The organism is Hydrogenophaga sp., from assembly GCF_050182545.1.
Classification (GTDB): domain Bacteria; phylum Pseudomonadota; class Gammaproteobacteria; order Burkholderiales; family Burkholderiaceae_C; genus Hydrogenophaga.
In genome coordinates, this window is the sequence record NZ_JBFXCD010000026.1 from 1 (window position 1) to 16477 (window position 16477).

Genomic DNA, 16477 nt, shown 5'->3' on the forward strand with positions numbered 1-16477 from the left:
GCCGAACTTGGACGCCAGCACCGTCGTGATCGCCGCCGTCAGCGTCGTCTTGCCGTGGTCAACGTGTCCGATCGTGCCCACGTTCACGTGCGGCTTGGTCCGCTCAAATTTCTCTTTTGCCATTTTTTCAGCTCCAAATCAAAACTGCCGAAACAACCAGAACTTCTGCCAACAACTGGTGCCCTTGGCGGGAATCGGACCCGCGACCTCTCCCTTACCAAGGGAGTGCTCTACCACTGAGCCACAAGGGCCAAGGCGGCCGGAAACCAGCCACCCTGAAATTCAAACTTGACCACCGACGGAACGTGGAGCGGGAGACGGGAATCGAACCCGCGTCATCAGCTTGGAAGGCTGGGGTTCTACCATTGAACTACTCCCGCCCGAACAAACCGGCACCAGATGGCGCCGGCACACAGGGCGCGACTTCCCATTCGCACGCACATCACATCGGTCGCTGGTGGAGGAGGCTGGATTCGAACCAGCGTACGCGTAAGCGGGCAGATTTACAGTCTGCTGCCTTTAACCACTCGGCCACCCCTCCATAGCGCAGCCCGCGATTATGCCATGGTTTCATGGCAGCCGCGCAGCCGCCCCCTCCGTCGCCATCCCTGTCACCACACCACCGGCGGCAAACCCTGGCCGGCCAGCCAGGCGTTGGCCTGCTCAAAATGGCCGCAGCCGATGAACGGTATCGGGCCGCGCCGCGCCGACAGCGGCGAGGGGTGATTGGCACAGAGCACCCTGTGACGACCGGCGTCAATGAAGGCCGCCTTTTTCTGGGCGTGGGCGCCCCAGAGCATGAACACCTTGGGGCCGGCCCCCTCGCTGCACCGGCGAATCACCGAATCGGTCAGGGTTTCCCAGCCCCTGCCGGCATGGCTGGCGGGTAGGCCCTCTTCCACTGTCAGACAGGTGTTGAGCAGCAAGACGCCTTGCCGCGCCCAGCGCACCAGGGATCCATCGGTCGGCGCGGGAGCGCCCAGGTTGCGCTGCAATTCCAGCAGCATGTTGCGCAGACTGGGTGGCACCTTGGTGCCTGGTGCCACGGAGAACGCCAGGCCCTCGGCCTGGCCGGGTCCGTGGTAGGGATCCTGGCCGAGGATCACCACCCGGACATCCTCTGGCGCCGCAAGTTCCAGGGCACGCAAGGGCCGGGGCGGGTAGATCACGGCGCCATGGGCCAGCCGCTCGGTCAGAAACCGGCACAGGCCCTGCCCATGTGGTGACCCCCAGAAATCGGCCACCAGACCCGCCCAACCGGTCTGGACCCGCCAGCTCGCCGGATCGACCGAAGTCAGACGCGGTGCCTGCCAGTCAAAGCCTGCCTGCACCGTCACCTCAGGCGAACAGCTCGGCCAGGGCCAGCCCCGGTTCGGGCGAGCGCATGAAGGCCTCGCCCACCAGGAAGGCGTTGACGCCCGCGGCACGCATTGTTTGCACATCGTCGCGGGCCAGGATGCCGGACTCCGTGATCAGCAGGCGGTCAGCGGGCACGTCCGGCAGCATGTCCAGCGTGGTCTGCAGCGTCACCTCGAAAGTGCGCAGGTTGCGGTTGTTGATGCCCAGCAGCGGCGTCCTGAGCTTGAGGGCCCGTTGCAGTTCGTCGCGGTCATGCACTTCCACCAGCACCGCCATGTTCAGGTCGAACGCGATCGCCTCCAGCTCGGCCATGCGGGCGTCGTCCAGGCAGGCCGCGATCAGGAGGATGGCGTCGGCACCCATGGCCCGCGCCTCGTAGACCTGATAGGGGTCGACCATGAAATCCTTGCGCAGCACTGGAAGGTCGCAGCTGGCGCGCGCCTGCTTGAGGTAGTCTGGACTGCCCTGAAAAAACTGGCGGTCGGTCAGCACCGACAGGCAGGCCGCGCTCACAACACCGTCGCCCTCGGCATAGCTCTGGGCGATGTCGGCGGGGATGAAGTCCTCACGCAACACGCCCTTGCTGGGGCTGGCCTTCTTGACTTCGGCGATCACCGCAGCCAGGCCGGCGGCGATCCTGGCGCGCAGGGCGCCTTCGAAGTCGCGCGTGAGCACACGGCTCTCGGCGTCGAAGCGCACCACGTCGAGCGGCTTTCTTTTTTGCGCCGCGGCAATTTCCTCGTGCTTGACGGCCACGATCTTCTGCAGGATGTCACTCATGTCGCCGCCCCGGTTCAGGCCACAAAGGCCTTGAGCTGCTCGAGCTTGGTCAGCGCCGCGCCACAAGCGAGCGTGCGGCGCGCCAGCGCGATGCCCTCGCTCATGTCGTCCACCACGTTGGCGGCGTACAGCGCCACGCCGGCGTTGAGCGAGACGATCTCGCTGGCCGCCTTGAAGGCCGGGTCGTCGCGGTTCTCCAGCACGCCCATCAGCATCTGGCGCGAGGCCTCGGGCGTTTCCACGCGCAGCGCGCGGCTGCTGGCCATGGTCATGCCGAAGTCCTCGGGGTGGATCTCGTACTCCGTGATCTCGCCGTCCTTTAGCTCACCCACCAGCGTGGCCGCTCCCAGCGAAACCTCGTCCATGCCGTCGCGGCCATAGACCACCACGGCGTGCTCGGCGCCCAGGCGCTGCAGCGCGCGCACCTGGATGCCCACCAGGTCGGGGTGAAACACCCCCATGAGGATGTTGGGCGCCGACGCCGGATTGGTCAGCGGACCCAGGATGTTGAAGATGGTCTTGATGCCCAGTTCGCGCCGCACCGGGGCCACGTTCTTCATGGCCGGGTGGTGGTTGGGCGCGAACATGAAGCCCACTCCGACCTGCTCGATGCAGCGCGCGATCGCCTCGGGCGGCAGGTTGATGTTGACGCCCAGGCTCTCCAGCACGTCGGCGCTGCCGCTCTTGCTCGACACGCTGCGCCCGCCGTGCTTGCTCACGCGCGCGCCCGCCGCGGCCGCCACGAACATGGCACAGGTGGAGATGTTGAAGGTGTGCGAGCCGTCTCCACCGGTGCCCACGATGTCGACCAGGTGTGTCTTGTCGGCCACGTGCACCTTGGTGGAAAACTCGCGCATCACCTGCGCGGCGGCGGTGATCTCGCCGATGGTCTCTTTCTTTACGCGCAGGCCGGTGATGAAGGCCGCCATCATGACCGGCGACATCTCGCCGCTCATGATGAGGCGCATGAGGTGCAGCATCTCGTCGTGAAAAATCTCGCGGTGCTCGATGGTGCGCTGCAGGGCTTCCTGCGGGGTGATCTTGTGGGCGGAGGTGGGCGACATGGGGTCTCCAGTGAAACGCTTTTATGGGGCGGGATTGTCGGTCATGGCGAGCCTCAGGCCGAAGCCCACGAAGAGCAGGCCGGCGGCGCGGTCCATCCAGTGCATGGCGCGCTGCACAGTCTGCACGCGGCGCGCGGCCCAGGCGGCCAGCCAGGCGTAGCCGAAGTTGATCGGCAGCGAATTGAGGTTGAAGATCAGCCCCAGCAGCAGGAAGGTCAGCGCCTTGTGCGGCGCATCGGGCGCGATGAACTGGGGCACGAAGGCCAGGAAGAACAGCGCAACCTTGGGATTGAGCACATTGGTGAGGAAGCCGCGGCGGAACACGCGCCATAGGTCCACTTCGGTCGCGCCCGAGCCCAGATCCAGCGGCGCGGCCCTCGACAGCAGCAAGCGCACGCCCATCCATAGCAGGTAGGCCGCGCCGATCCACTTGAGCACCGTGAACGCGGTGGCCGACGTGGCCAGCAGCGCGCTCACACCGATGGCGGCCGCGAACACGTGCACAAAGCAGCCACTGACAATACCCAACGCCGCCACGATGCCAGCGCGCACGCCGCTGCGCAGCGCGTTGGTGACGATATAGAGCACGTCCGGGCCAGGTGTGAGGTTGAGCAGCCAACCGGCCGCGATGAAGAGCAGGAGGTGCGGCAGGTCGGGCATGGTCGCCTCCCTATCAGTAGACGGCCGTTCCCGCCGCTCGGGTCGTCCCGGCGGCCGGGCCGTGTTCGAAGAACGTCTTGACGCTGGCGATGGCGCGGTCGATGCCGGCCGCGTCCACGTCGAGATGGGTGACGAAACGCAGGCCGATCAGGCCTGTGGCGAGCACGCCGTCGCGCGCCAGGTGCGCCAGCAGATCGGGGCCGCGCCCATTCGCCACGTCCACGAACACGATGTTGGTTTGCGCAGAGCGCACGGCCAGGCCATCGATGCCGGCCAACCCCTGCGCCAGCCGCTGCGCCAGCGCGTGGTCGTCGGCCAACCGGCGCACGTGGTGATCCAGTGCATGGTGCGCCGCGGCCGCGAGCAAGCCCGACTGGCGCAGCCCGCCGCCCAGCATCTTGCGCCACCGCAGCGCACGGCGGATCAGGTCTTTTGAGCCGCACAGCGCCGAGCCCACGGGCGCGCCCAGGCCCTTGCTGAAACACACCGAGACGCTGTCGAAACGGTCCACGATGCCGCGCACGGCGGCGTAGGGATCGCCGCCCGTGGCCACCGCTGCGTTGAACACGCGCGCGCCGTCCAGGTGCACCGCCAGGCCGTGCTCGCGCGCCAGCGCCGTGGCCTGGTCCAGGTAGTCGGCCGACATCGGATGGCCGTTCCAGGTGTTCTCCAGGCACAGCAGGCGCGTGCGCGCAAAGTGCGGGTCGTCGGGTTTGATCGCGGCGGCGATATCGGCCAGCTGCATCTGCCCGCGGGCGTCCTGCACGAGCGGCTGCGGCTGGATGCTGCCCAGCACCGCCGCGCCGCCGCCTTCGTAGCGGTAGGTGTGCGCGTTCTGGCCGACAAGGTACTCGTCGCCGCGCTCGCAGTGCGACAGCATGGCGCACAGGTTGCTCTGTGTGCCACTGGGCATGAACAGCGCGGCCTCCTTGCCGGTGACCGCGGCGACGCGTTCCTGCAGCGCCTGCACCGACGGGTCGTCGCCAAACACGTCGTCGCCCAGCGGCGCGGTCATCATGGCCTCGCGCATGGCGGCCGTGGGCTGCGTGACGGTGTCGCTGCGAAGGTCGACGGTCTTCATGCCTGCTCCAGGAAGTTTTTCAGCATCGCGTGCCCGTGCTCGGTGAGGATGCTCTCGGGGTGGAACTGCACGCCTTCGATGGCCAGCGTCTTGTGCTTCACGCCCATGATCTCGCCGTCGGGTGTCCAGGCCGTGACGTCGAGGCTATCGGGGCAGCTCGCGCGCTCGATGGCCAGCGAGTGGTAGCGGTTCACCGTGAACTGCGCGGGCAGGTTCGCGAACACGCCCTGTTGCGTGGTGGTGATCTGCGAGGTCTTGCCATGCATGAGTTCCTGCGCGCGGACGATCCTGCCGCCAAACGCGGCGCCGATGCTCTGGTGGCCGAGGCACACACCCAGGATGGGCAGCTTGCCCGCGAAATGCTGGATGGCCGCGACCGAGATGCCGGCCTCGGCCGGCGAGCACGGTCCGGGCGAGATCACCAGCCGGTCAACCTGGCCAGCGTCCAGCCGCGCTTGGATGTCCTCCACGGTGATTTCGTCGTTGCGGAACACGCTCACCTCGGCACCCAGCTCACCGAAGTACTGCACGATGTTGTAGGTGAACGAGTCGTAGTTGTCGACCATCAGCAGGCGCACGGTTTTCATTCCAGGCCCTCCTCGACCAGTTCGGCCGCTCGCAGCAGCGCGCGCGCCTTGTGCTCGGTTTCCCTCCATTCCATCTCGGGTACCGAATCGGCCACCACGCCGGCCGCCGCCTGCACGTAGAGCGTCTGCTCCTTGATGATGCCGGTGCGGATGGCGATGGCCACGTCCATGTCGCCGGCATAGCTGAGGTAACCGCAGGCGCCACCGTAGATGCCGCGCTTGGTCGGCTCGAGCTGGTCGATCAGTTCCATGGCATGCACCTTGGGCGCGCCAGTCAGCGTGCCCGCCGGGAACGTGGCCTTGAGCACATCCATGCTGGTCATGCCCTCGTTGAGCATGCCCTCGACGTTGCTGACGATGTGCATCACGTGGCTGTAGCGTTCCACCGCAAAGGCCTCCGTCACCTTGACGGTGCCGATCTTCGCGATGCGCCCGATGTCGTTGCGCGCCAGGTCGATGAGCATGACGTGCTCGGCGCGTTCCTTGGGGTCGTTGATCAACTCCAGTTCGGTGGCCTTGTCCTGCTCGGGCGTGGCGCCGCGCGGACGCGTGCCGGCCAGCGGGCGGATGGTCACCTTGGTGCCCTCGACCGTGTTTTCCTGCCGCACCAGGATCTCGGGCGACGCGCCCACCACGTGGAAATCCCCGAAGTGGTAGTAGTACATGTAGGGCGACGGGTTGAGCGAGCGCAGCGCGCGGTACAGGCTCAGCGGCGACTCGGTGTACGGCTTCTTGATGCGCTGCCCCACCTGCACCTGCATAAAGTCGCCCGCGGCGATGAGCTCCTTGGCGCGCTCCACGGCAGCGAGGTAGTCGGCCTTGGCGAAGTCGCGCTCGGCCGGGTATCCCTGGCTGGGCTTGACCACCGGCGCGCTCACCGAATACTTCAGCGCCTCGCGCAGTTCGCGCAGCCGCTTCTTGGCGCTGGCATAGGCTTCGGGCTGGGCCGGGTCGGCGTAGACGATCAGGTAGAGCTTGCCCGAGAGGTTGTCGATCACCGCCAACTCCTCGCACTGCAGCAGCAGGATGTCCGGGCAACCCAGCGTGTCGGGCGCACAGGTTTGCTCCAGCTTCTTTTCGATGTGTCGCACCGCGTCGTAGCCGAAATAGCCGGCCAGGCCGCCGCAGAAGCGCGGCAGACCCGGGCGCAGCGCCACCTTGAAACGCTGCTGGTAGGCAGCGATGAAATCCAGCGGATTGCCGTGCGCGGTTTCGATCACCGCACCGTCGCGCACCACCTCGGTCTTCGCCTCGGCCCCGAAGCCCGTGGCGCGCAGCAGCGTGCGCGCGGGCAGGCCGATGAAGCTGTAGCGCCCGAAGCGCTCGCCGCCCACCACCGATTCCAGCAAGAAGCTGTATTTGCCGTCGCCGCGCCCGTGCGCGAGCTTGAGGTAGAGCGAGAGCGGGGTTTCCAGGTCCGCGAAGGCTTCGGCCATCAGCGGGATGCGGTTGTAGCCCTGCTGGGCCAGGCTCTTGAATTCCAGTTCCGTGATCATGTTGATGCTTTCCATCGGCCTCGCCGCTCGTCGTTCATCGACACAGGGGGCTCGGCGCCGGGTTCCTCGTCATCCGGACAGGCAACTGCCGGGCTCTGGGTGGGGCGACAGTGGCGGCGTGTGGCGCGCGCGGACTGTGCAGACCCCGGGGGAAGGTGCACGTTTACGCTGGCTTGCGCCAGGGCCAGGCTCCCCGGCCATTGCGGCGCGGCAGATCACCTGATGAGGATGTGCGTGGGTTCAACATGGAGCGCGCAGTGTAGCAAAGCCAGCAGGCGCGTGCGCCTTGTCACGCCACCAAGCTTTGGTTTTACGGCCAAACCCTGATGCCGCGGGCCGGCCTTGCCGGGACAATTCGAGAAAAGCGAACGGACGTTCGTTTTTTTGTGTCCACTCTCCTTTCCCTGCCCCTTCCGACTCCCACCATGAAAATGTCCTTTGTGTCTTCGCTGTTGCGCCGCGCACCCGCCCTGGCGCTCGTTTCCCTGCTGCTGGGCGCCGCGCCCGGCCAGGCCGCCACCGTTGAACTGGGTGGGGTCCGGCTCGAAGAGCGCATCACCGTGGCCGGCAGCCCGCTGCTGCTCAATGGCGCGGGCATTCGCTACAAGGCGGTGTTCAAGGTCTACACCGCAGGCCTGTACCTGGGCCAGAAGGCATCGACCACCGAGGCGGTGCTGGCCGCCAGCGGCCCCAAGCGCATGAGCATCACCATGCTGCGCGACATCGACTCGGCCGAACTGGGCAAGCTGTTCTCGCGCGGCATGGAAGACAACATGGACCGCGCGGCCTTCTCCAAGCTGATCCCCGGCGTTTTGCGCATGAGCCAGGTGTTCAGCGACCACAAGAAGCTCAAGGAGGGCGACAGCTTCCTCGTGGACTGGGTGCCCGGCACCGGCACGGTGCTCACCATCAAAGGCCAGGTCGAGGGCGCGCCCTTCAAGGAACCCGAGTTCTTCGACGCCCTCATGCGCATCTGGCTCGGGCCGAAACCGGCCGACTGGCAGCTCAAGGACGCCCTGCTCGGCAAGGCGCGTTGAACCGTCCCCGCGACGCGCGGGCACCCAGCGGTGCCGAACGGGCCATCGAGCGCGCCAGAATGGAGGTCCTTGCCCTCAAATTCATAGCACCATGATCCGTCGAACCCTGATGGCCGCATTGGCCGCCGCCGCTCTCCTGCCCGCCACCGGCATGCCGCAGAACGCCATCCAGCCCGGTGACATCGTGGTCGCGCAGATCGGCCCCTTTACCGTTCTGCCCGCGCCGGACCCCAAGGAACTCAACGAGGGCATCCGGGCCGCACTGGACGAGATCAACGCCCGCGGCGGCATCCAGGGCCGCCGGGTCGCGCTGATCACGCTCGACGACACCTACACCTACGACGGATTCCGCCAGCAGCTCGCGGTCGCCATGGAGAAAAAGCCCGTGGCCCTGCTGACGCCGCTGGGCTCGGCCACGCTCAAGGGCGTGCTCGACAACAAGCTGCTCGACAGCACCGACATCGTGATCCTCAACGCGGTGCCTGGCGCCAGCGTGCTGCGCGCGCCGGGGCACCCCAGGCTGTTCCACATCCGCGCGGGCGACGAGCAGCAGATCCACAAGATCGTGAACCACGCCCGCACGCTCAGCATCCGCTCCATGGGCGTGCTGTACCAGAACATCCCTATCGGCTCGTCCGGCCTGGCATCCGCGCGCGCCGCCGCGGCCGAACTCGGGGGCATCGACATCGTGGACGCGGCTTCATCCACCGACGCCGCGGCGATCGCGCAGGCGGCCAAGACCCTGGCGGCGGCCAACCCGCAATCGGCCCTGGTGGTGGGCGCGCCCAAGTTTGTCGGCGAGAGCATTGCCGCGCTGCGCAAGGCGGGTGTTTCGCAGCAGATCTTCACCCTGTCCTACCTGCCCGCGCCCGCGCTGATGAAGTTCGCCGGTGACGGCGCGCGCGGCGTGGGCATCGCCCAGACCTACCCGAACCCGCGCGGTGCCACGCTGCCACTGCAGCGCGATTTTCGCGCCGCCATGGGCAAGACCCACCCCAACCTGCAGGCCTACACCACCTTCCACATGGAAGGCTATGTGACCGCGCGGGTGTTCGCCGAAGCCGCGCGCCGCAGCCGCGGCCTCACGCCCGCCGGCATCGCACAGGCACTGCAGGGCATGGGCGAGGTCGACCTGGGCGGCTTCCGCGTCAACTTCGCCAAGGGCAATCTGGGCAGCAGTTGGGTGGACATCGGCGTGGTGTCCGGCGACGGCAAGCTGCTCTACTGAGCCAGGGCGCCCGACAGCAGGCCGGGCAGACTGTCGAGGCGGTCCACAAACGCGTCGGCGTCGACGGCGCGCACCGGCTCGCCGTGGTTGTAGCCATAGGTGACCAGCACCACCGGGCAACCGGCGGCGCGCGCGGCGATGGCGTCGTTCTGCGAGTCCCCCACCATCAGCGTGCGTGCCGGCGCGCTGCCCAGGGCCTCGCAGGTCTTGCGCAAGGGCAGCGGGTCGGGCTTGGTGCGCGCGAAGCTGTCGCCGCCAAACACATGGGCGAAGAAGCCGACCAGGCCTTTGGCCTGCAGCAGCGGGCGCGCGAACGCCAGCGGCTTGTTGGTCAGACAGGCCAGCGGCAGACCCAGCCCGCGCAGCGCGGTGAGGCCTTCAACCACGCCAGGGTAAACCGCGCTGTGCTGGCCATTGATGGCGAGGTAGTGCGCCTGGTAACGCGCCCAGGCCTCGGGCTGCCTGCGGGCCGCCTCATCGGCGCGCAGACCGCCGTGCACCAGCGCCGAGTGAATCAGGTGTGCCGATCCCTTGCCCACCATGCGTTCGATGTCGGCGCGGGTGACGGTGGGCCGGCCCAGATCCTTCAACGTCTCGTTCAGGGCGACATCGAAATCGCCCAGCGTGTCCACCATCGTGCCGTCGAGATCCACGATCAAGGCCCCCACGCTCCACCGCTTCGCGGGTCGCTGCCCCCCGAGGGGGCTGGCCGGGCTTGGGAGCGGCCCGGCGCCCGACCCCGCGCCGCCGTTCTCCATCACTTCAGGGCCGCGCGCATCTGGTCGATCACGGTCTTGTAGTCCGGCTTGCCGAAGATCGCGCTGCCGGCCACGAACGTGTCCGCGCCCGCGTCGGCCACGCGGCGGATGTTGTCGGTCTTGATGCCGCCGTCCACCTCGAGCCGGATGTCCTTGCCGCTGGCCTCGATGCGCCGGCGTGCGTCTTCGATCTTGCGCAGCGCCGAATCGATGAAGCTCTGGCCGCCAAAGCCGGGGTTGACGCTCATGATCAGGATCAGGTCGATGTCGTCGATCAGCCAGTCCAGCACGTCCAGCGGCGCGCCGGGGTTGAAGGTCAGCCCCGCCTTGCAGCCTTTGGCCTTGATGGCCTGCACACTGCGGTGGACATGGGCGCTGGCATCGGGGTGAAAGCTCACCAGGTCGGCACCGGCGTCGATGAAGGCGCCGGCCAGCGCGTCCACCGGCTGGATCATCAGGTGCACGTCGATCGGCACGGGCGTGCCGTCGGGCTTCTTCGCGTGCGGCTTGAGCGCCTGGCAGATCATGGGCCCGAAGGTCAGGTTGGGCACGTAGTGGTTGTCCATCACGTCGAAATGGATCCAGTCGGCGCCGGCGGCGATGACGTTCTTCACTTCCTCGCCCAGCCGGGCGAAGTCGGCGGACAGAATGGACGGGGCGATGCGGTACGGGGTGGGAGACGCGGACATGGGCAGAAGGCGGGCGTGGGGTGTCGGGATCGGGGCGGAAGCCCACATTCTCGCAGGGCCACGGCACCGTCGCAGGGGCGCGGTAACATGCCTGCCATGCCGAAATACCTGTTCACCTGCGAGGTTGAACCCCAGTACCTGAGCGAGCAGTCGTCGCCCGAGGAAGACCAGTACGCCTTCGCCTACACCATCACCATCACCAACACGGGCGAGGTGACGGCACAGCTGATCGCGCGGCACTGGATCATCGACGACGCGCGCGGCCACACCGAGCAGGTCAAGGGCCTGGGCGTGGTGGGCCACCAGCCACTGCTGCGGCCGGGCGAATCGTTCCAGTACACCAGCGGCACGCGCCTGGCCACGCCCACCGGCAGCATGCGCGGCAGTTTTTTCTGCGTGGCCGAGGACGGCGAACGCTTCGAGGCCCCGGTGCCCGAATTCGACCTGCGCGCGCCCGGCGCGGGCCAGGCCCCCTCGCGCGTGCTGCACTGAGCGCGCGTTCTCGCCCGCCCGCCCCATGGACGCCGCCACCCTGCTCGGCAGCCTGAACCCGGACGCGCCACTGGCGCACCGCCACCTGTGGCTGATGGACGCGCTGCAGTGGGTGCGTGGCGAAGGCAAGGACACTCAGGCCAGCGTGGCGCGGGTGCGGGACTTCCTTGATGCCGTCGAGGCCGACCCTGTTGGCCGCGCGCGCTGGCGCCGCTGGTGGGCCCGCTTCACCGGCACGGTGGACCTCACGCCCTTGCTGGCCGACCACGGTTTCGCGCCACGCACCGCCTTCCTGAGCGAGTTCGGCAACCGTCTGCGCAAGAAGGTGCTTCCCGGCACGCCCGAGACCACCAACATGGCCGAGCTGTTCGACCTGCTGCTGCCTTCGCGCTTCGACGTGCGCTGGCTCAAGGCGCTCGACAGCGCCACGCTGCAGCGTGTGCGCGCCGTGCTGGGCGCGCCGCCCGAGAGTGCCGCCCATGGTGACGAGGCCGCGCCATCGCCCGACGGTTTCTGGCACGCGGCGCTGATGGATGCGCTGATCTTCTGTGTGAGCCAGATCACCGCCACCGGCTTCGCCGACGAGATCCGGGGCCGCATGTCGCCCGAGGCGCGCGCCAGCCGCCCCTTCCACGAACTGCCGACGCACTTCGAGACCCTGCGCCGCCAGATCCTGGCGCACGGCGCGCGCAGCGAACAGGCGCTGGCCGCTGCCGACGTGCTGCGCCAGCAGCTCGACGCCTGCCGCCACGCGGCCTACACCGTGTACTCGCACCTGGAGGAACACGGCGTGTCGGTGGGCATCGTGTTCCGCCTGCGCCAGCTGCGCGAGCGCATCGTGCGCGTGAAGGAACTGCTCGACTGCCTGCAGTCGGACCGGCCCGAACGCGCCACCGCGGCGCTGCTGGCCGACCTGGCCCAGGTCGGCCTGGACAACCGCAGCATCCGCGCACTGATCGCGAGCAGCTCGCACCTGACGGCGGCCAAGGTGGCCGAGCGCAGCGCCGAAAGCGGCGAACACTACATCACGCGCGACAGCACCGAGTACCGCGCGATGCTGCGCAAGGCCGCCGGCGGCGGCGCCCTGCTGGGGCTGACGACCTGGATCAAGTTCGCGCTCTATGGCCTGGGCCTCACGGCCTTCTGGGGCGGCTTCGCCAACGGCCTGAACTACGCCTTCTGGTTCGTGGTCATCATGCTGCTGCACCTCACGGTGGCCACCAAGCAGCCCGCCGTCACCGCGCCGGCCATGGTGGCCAAGCTGCGCGACATCAAAGCGCCCGGCGCGGTGCGCCGCTTCGTCGACGAGGTGGCCAACCTGTTCCGCTCGCAGATCGCCGCCATCGTGGGCAACATCGGCCTGGTCATCCCGGTCGTGGCGCTCATCAGCCTGGGGCTGCAAGCGCTGACCGGCCAGACCATGGTGGACGCGGACAAGGCGCGCCATGTGCTGCGCGACGTGCACCTGCTCGGACCCACCGTGCTGTTCGCGGCCTTCACCGGTGTGCTGCTGTTCGCCTCCAGCATCGTGGCGGGCTGGGTGGAGAACTGGTACGTGTTCCACAAGCTCGACTCGGCGATGACGCACAACCCGCGCGTCACGGCCTCCCTGGGGCGCGAGCGCGCCGCGCGCTGGGCCGACTTCATGCGCCGCAACATCTCGGGTCTGGCGGCCAACGTCTCGCTGGGCTTCATGCTGGGCCTGGTGCCGGCCTTTGCCGTGTTCTTCGGGCTTGGACTGGATGTGCGCCACGTCACCCTCTCGGCGGGCCAGGTCAGCGCCGCGGCCATGGCCCTGGGCTGGGAGGTGCTCACCCTGCCCGCGTTCTGGTGGGCCGTGGCCGGTGTGCTTGCCATCGGGCCGATCAACCTGGGCGTGAGCTTCTACCTGGCCTTCCGCCTGGCGCTGCGGGCGCAGAACATCAGCGAGGTCAACCGCCAGCTCATCCGCGCCGCGATCAAGCGCCGCATCCGCTCGGCGCCGCTGAGCTTCGTGCTGCCGCCGCGCGACGCGGTCGTCGACGAGGACGATGCGACACCACCGCCCGACGCCAACCCGGCGCGCGACGCGCCCGCCTCCAATGGGTGAGTTCGAGCTGATCCGGCGGTACTTCCAGCGCCCGCAGTCCCCGGCGGGCGCGGTGGTGCTGGGCATCGGCGACGACTGCGCGCTGCTGGAACCCAGCCCGGGCCACCAGCTGGCGATCTCCAGCGACATGCTGGTCGAGGGCAGACACTTCTTCGCCAACGTGGCCCCCGAAGCGCTGGGCCACAAGGCCCTGGCGGTGAACCTGAGCGACCTCGCCGCCATGGGCGCCCGCCCGCTGGGCTTCACGCTGGCGCTGGCCCTGCCGCAGGCCGACGACGCCTGGCTGGCCGCCTTCGCGCAAGGCCTGTTTGCCCTGGCCGACGCCCACGCCTGCCCGCTGGTGGGCGGCGACACCACACGCGGCCCGCTCAACCTGTGCGTCACGGTCTTCGGTGAAGTGCAACCGGGCCGGGCCCTGCGGCGCGACGCCGCGCAAGCCGGCGACGATTTGTACGTGAGCGGCCGCACCGGCGAGGCGCGGCTGGCGCTGGAGTTGATGCGCGGCACCGACTGGGCCGTCGCCGCCTGCGGCAAGGAAGCACTGACCCGCCAAGCGGGGCTGCGCGAGCGGCTGGAGCGTCCTGCGCCGCGCAATGCGCTCGGCATGGCGCTGGCGGCGGTGGACGGCGCGCACGCCACGATCGATGTGAGCGACGGCCTCGCTGGCGACCTCGACCACATCCTGCAGGCCAGCGGCATGGGCGCCGAGATCGAGCTCGCCGCGCTGCCGGTGGCGCCGGCCTTGCGGGACCTGCCCGAGGCACAGCGGCTGGAATGCCTGCTGGCCGGTGGCGACGACTACGAACTGCTGTTCACCGCCGCCCCCGCTGCGCAAGCCGCCGTGCAGGCCGCCGCGCAGGCCAGCCAGACGCCAGTGACGCGCATCGGCCGCATCAAGGAGCGCCCGGGCCTGCGGTTGCTGGACGCGTCAGGCCAGACGGTGTCACTCACCGCACGCAGCTTCGATCACTTCGTGGGCGACTAGGCCCCCAGCAGCGCGGCACTGATCTCGCGCACGCGCCGCTGGTCCAGGCGCCGCGCATCCACCCACACGAAACGCCCGGGCGGCGCCGCCGCCACGTCGGCCTCGGCCACCGCGCGCTCGGTGCGCGCGTCGCACAGCAGCACCACGCGCCGCAGATGCGACGCCGCCGCGAGCACGCCGAGTTCGTGGCGGCAGCCCTGGTTGCGCGCCTGGAAGCCGCGCAGGTCCATCAGCACCACGTCGGCCTGGCGCACCAGCGCCGCCAGCGCCGCCTGCCAGGTGCTGTCGAAGCAGTAACACTCGTTGACGCGGTAGCGCCCGTCGGGGTCAGGCGCGAGGTCGAAGTCGCGCAGGCGCTCGCCGAGCTGTGCCTCGCTGGCAACGAAGCGGTCCGCCAGCCGACCGTTGAGGAAGGTGAACAGGTCGTCGGGGTCGAGCGTGCGGCTGAGCAGGTCGGTACCGGCGATCAGCACCGTGTTGCCCGAGAGGCGCCAGCGCTCGACCACGCGGTCGAACAGGGCCTGCACGCCCGCGTCCTGCTGGAACACGCGCAGCACGAGCAAGGTCGCCGGCACGCCCGTGGGCGCGAGCCAGCCCTGCAGCGCCCAACCCGCCAGTGGTATCCACAACCAGGGCAGCAACTGCGTGAGCCCGATCATCCCCGCGCCCTGCAGCGCGGGCAGCGCGGTGGCGGCCAGCACCACGAACCAGTAGGCCGCCATGAGGTACCAGAGGTCGGAGAAACGTTTGGCGCGGTAGGCACCGGCCAGCCCGCGCGCGATGGCCCAGGCCGGCCAGGCCAGCAGCAGCCAGGGCGCCAGCGCCAACAGCACGATGGCGGGGACCGCGCCCACGCCACCCACCAGCGCGATCAGCCAGCGCGGCGGGTCGTCCACGCCGCTCGCCAGGATCTGCAGCGCCAGCACCGACGCGCCCGCCAGCAGCAAGAAGATCGGCAGCAGGTAGGGCGCCACGGCCCGGATGCGGCCGCTCGCGCCGATCAGCAGCGTGACCGCCACCGGGATCAGCACCAGCCCGCCCAGCCAGGTGAGCGAGTCGGTCAGCGGCTGCGGCGAAATCGAGCGCCAGGTGACAAGAGCGAGCATCGCCAGCAGGTACAGGCCGATCGCGCCCAGCGTGCGCAGCCATGACCAGCGCCGCAGCAGGCCCCAGCACAGGGCCATCGGCCAGGCGTAGACGGTGCCCAGCGTGAGCGCGCGGCCCGGGCTGAGCAAGGTCGGATCGCCGTACACGAACAGCAGCGCCAGCACCGATTGCGTGATACCGATCAGCAGGCTCAGCCCTCCCAGAAGAAGGGCGTAACGCCAGGCCGCGCGGCGGTTGGCGTCGGGATCGAGGCGAGCGGACGTGCGCTGGGCGACCTGGGGTGGCGGCACGGGCGCGGCCTGCGCCACATCGGGCGCGGGCGCGCGCCGCATCAGCGCCAGCATGCGGCGCCGGTACAGGCCCGAGACCGCCCAGGAGGCGATGGCGGTGAGCAGCACACCGAGCATCAAGGCGGTGAGAATCGCGCCGGTGTCCATGCCCTGCCCTCCTTGCGCCGGATGCGTGCCCGGCGACGCCGCAGTATCGCGCCGCGCGCACGGTGCCACAAGCAGGCGCCCCGATAATCGCGCCATGCCCGAAACCCCCGCCGCCGACCCGACTGCCGGCGTCCCCCTGCCCCACCCGACCTGGCGTTTCCTGCTGGCCCATCCGGCCCACTTCATCGCGCTCGGTGCGGGTGCGGGCCTGAGCCGCTTCGCCCCGGGCACCGCCGGCACGCTGTGGGCCTGGGTCGCTTTCCTGCTGCTGGAGCCGCTGCTGACGCCGCCGGGCTGGGCCCTGCTGATCGGCGCGTCCACGCTGGTGGGCTGGTGGGCCTGCACCGTCACCGCGCGGCACATGCACATCGCCGACTCGGGCCACATCGTGTGGGACGAGGTGGTGGCCTTCTGGCTCGTACTGTGGCTGGTCTCGCCCACGGACTTCTGGGGCCAGTTGGCGGCGTTCCTGATCTTCCGCCTGTTCGACATGGTCAAGGTCGGCCCCATGGCCTGGGCCGACCAGACCTTCAAGGGATTCGGCCCGCGCGGCGGCTTTGGCATCCTGCTCGACGACTTCGCCGCCGCCTTCTGCACCCTCATCGTCATCGCCCTGTGGCGCGTCTGA

The 16477-nt window shown here is 68.9% G+C and carries 17 protein-coding genes and 3 tRNA genes; 6 read left to right on the top strand and 14 right to left on the bottom strand.

Annotation, left to right across the window (positions count from 1 at the left end):
* The 11 genes from AB7P10_RS18745 to trpE all read right to left on the bottom strand — a co-directional run.
* On the bottom strand, positions 1-123 hold a 123-nt coding region (locus AB7P10_RS18745; RefSeq protein WP_428295181.1), incomplete at its 3' end, for a GTP-binding protein.
* 53 nt (positions 124-176) lie between these two features.
* A tRNA-Thr gene (locus AB7P10_RS18750) sits at positions 177-251 on the bottom strand.
* A 55-nt stretch (positions 252-306) separates the two neighbouring features.
* Positions 307-380 (bottom strand) — tRNA-Gly (locus AB7P10_RS18755).
* Positions 381-455: 75 nt separating this feature from the next.
* Positions 456-541 (bottom strand) — tRNA-Tyr (locus AB7P10_RS18760).
* A gap of 70 nt (positions 542-611) precedes the next feature.
* A complete protein-coding gene (locus tag AB7P10_RS18765; RefSeq protein WP_428295362.1) occupies positions 612-1337 on the bottom strand; it encodes a uracil-DNA glycosylase in 726 nt (241 codons plus the stop codon).
* A 1-nt stretch (position 1338) separates the two neighbouring features.
* The gene (gene trpC, locus AB7P10_RS18770) at positions 1339-2139 is read right to left on the bottom strand and encodes an indole-3-glycerol phosphate synthase TrpC (RefSeq protein ID WP_428295363.1); all 801 of its coding nucleotides are present in this window, start codon (positions 2137-2139) and stop codon (positions 1339-1341) included.
* Between the two features lie 14 nt (positions 2140-2153).
* Entirely contained in the window at positions 2154-3203 is a 1050-nt protein-coding gene (gene trpD / locus AB7P10_RS18775) for an anthranilate phosphoribosyltransferase (RefSeq protein ID WP_428295364.1), read from the bottom strand.
* Between the two features lie 21 nt (positions 3204-3224).
* Complete coding sequence (locus AB7P10_RS18780; protein WP_428295365.1) at positions 3225-3863, bottom strand: LysE family translocator; 639 nt, start codon at positions 3861-3863, stop codon at positions 3225-3227.
* Between the two features lie 13 nt (positions 3864-3876).
* The gene (gene ltaE, locus AB7P10_RS18785; protein ID WP_428295366.1) at positions 3877-4944 is read right to left on the bottom strand and encodes a low-specificity L-threonine aldolase; all 1068 of its coding nucleotides are present in this window, start codon (positions 4942-4944) and stop codon (positions 3877-3879) included.
* Entirely contained in the window at positions 4941-5531 is a 591-nt protein-coding gene (locus AB7P10_RS18790; protein ID WP_428295367.1) for an anthranilate synthase component II, read from the bottom strand. Before AB7P10_RS18790 ends, ltaE begins: the two co-directional genes overlap by 4 nt.
* On the bottom strand, positions 5528-7027 hold the full coding sequence (gene trpE, locus AB7P10_RS18795; protein ID WP_428295368.1) for an anthranilate synthase component I: 1500 nt from the start codon (positions 7025-7027) through the stop codon (positions 5528-5530). The genes AB7P10_RS18790 and trpE overlap by 4 nt, the downstream gene beginning before the upstream one ends.
* A 425-nt stretch (positions 7028-7452) precedes the next feature.
* On the opposite strand from trpE, the gene AB7P10_RS18800 reads away from it, so the two are divergent.
* Positions 7453-8064, top strand: coding sequence for a chalcone isomerase family protein (locus AB7P10_RS18800; RefSeq protein WP_428295369.1), 612 nt, complete (start codon positions 7453-7455; stop codon positions 8062-8064).
* Between the two features lie 91 nt (positions 8065-8155).
* Positions 8156-9292 (top strand): ABC transporter substrate-binding protein, encoded by a 1137-nt coding sequence (locus AB7P10_RS18805; protein WP_428295370.1) that lies wholly within the window; start codon positions 8156-8158, stop codon positions 9290-9292.
* On the opposite strand, the gene gph is transcribed toward AB7P10_RS18805, so the two are convergent.
* Both gph and rpe read right to left on the bottom strand, forming a co-directional pair.
* The gene (gene gph / locus AB7P10_RS18810; RefSeq protein WP_428295407.1) at positions 9286-9927 is read right to left on the bottom strand and encodes a phosphoglycolate phosphatase; all 642 of its coding nucleotides are present in this window, start codon (positions 9925-9927) and stop codon (positions 9286-9288) included. The genes AB7P10_RS18805 and gph overlap by 7 nt on opposite strands.
* A gap of 122 nt (positions 9928-10049) precedes the next feature.
* Positions 10050-10739, bottom strand: coding sequence for a ribulose-phosphate 3-epimerase (gene rpe, locus AB7P10_RS18815; RefSeq protein WP_428295371.1), 690 nt, complete (start codon positions 10737-10739; stop codon positions 10050-10052).
* 96 nt (positions 10740-10835) lie between these two features.
* Here rpe and apaG point away from each other — a divergent pair, with 96 nt between their 5' ends.
* Genes apaG through thiL form a run of 3 tightly spaced genes read left to right on the top strand, consistent with a single transcriptional unit; the run spans position 10836 to position 14305 of the window.
* A complete protein-coding gene (gene apaG, locus AB7P10_RS18820; RefSeq protein ID WP_428295372.1) occupies positions 10836-11231 on the top strand; it encodes a Co2+/Mg2+ efflux protein ApaG in 396 nt (131 codons plus the stop codon).
* A 25-nt stretch (positions 11232-11256) separates the two neighbouring features.
* Positions 11257-13320 carry a site-specific recombinase gene (locus AB7P10_RS18825; protein ID WP_428295373.1) on the top strand — a complete coding sequence of 688 codons (2064 nt, stop codon included), beginning with the start codon at positions 11257-11259 and terminating at the stop codon, positions 13318-13320.
* Positions 13313-14305 carry a thiamine-phosphate kinase gene (gene thiL, locus AB7P10_RS18830; protein WP_428295374.1) on the top strand — a complete coding sequence of 331 codons (993 nt, stop codon included), beginning with the start codon at positions 13313-13315 and terminating at the stop codon, positions 14303-14305. The genes AB7P10_RS18825 and thiL overlap by 8 nt, the downstream gene beginning before the upstream one ends.
* Here thiL and AB7P10_RS18835 read toward each other — a convergent pair.
* On the bottom strand, positions 14302-15849 hold the full coding sequence (locus AB7P10_RS18835; RefSeq protein WP_428295375.1) for a hypothetical protein: 1548 nt from the start codon (positions 15847-15849) through the stop codon (positions 14302-14304). The two genes, thiL and AB7P10_RS18835, sit on opposite strands and share 4 nt — an antisense overlap.
* Before the next feature lie 94 nt (positions 15850-15943).
* Here AB7P10_RS18835 and AB7P10_RS18840 point away from each other — a divergent pair, with 94 nt between their 5' ends.
* Positions 15944-16477 (top strand): phosphatidylglycerophosphatase A family protein, encoded by a 534-nt coding sequence (locus tag AB7P10_RS18840; protein ID WP_428295376.1) that lies wholly within the window; start codon positions 15944-15946, stop codon positions 16475-16477.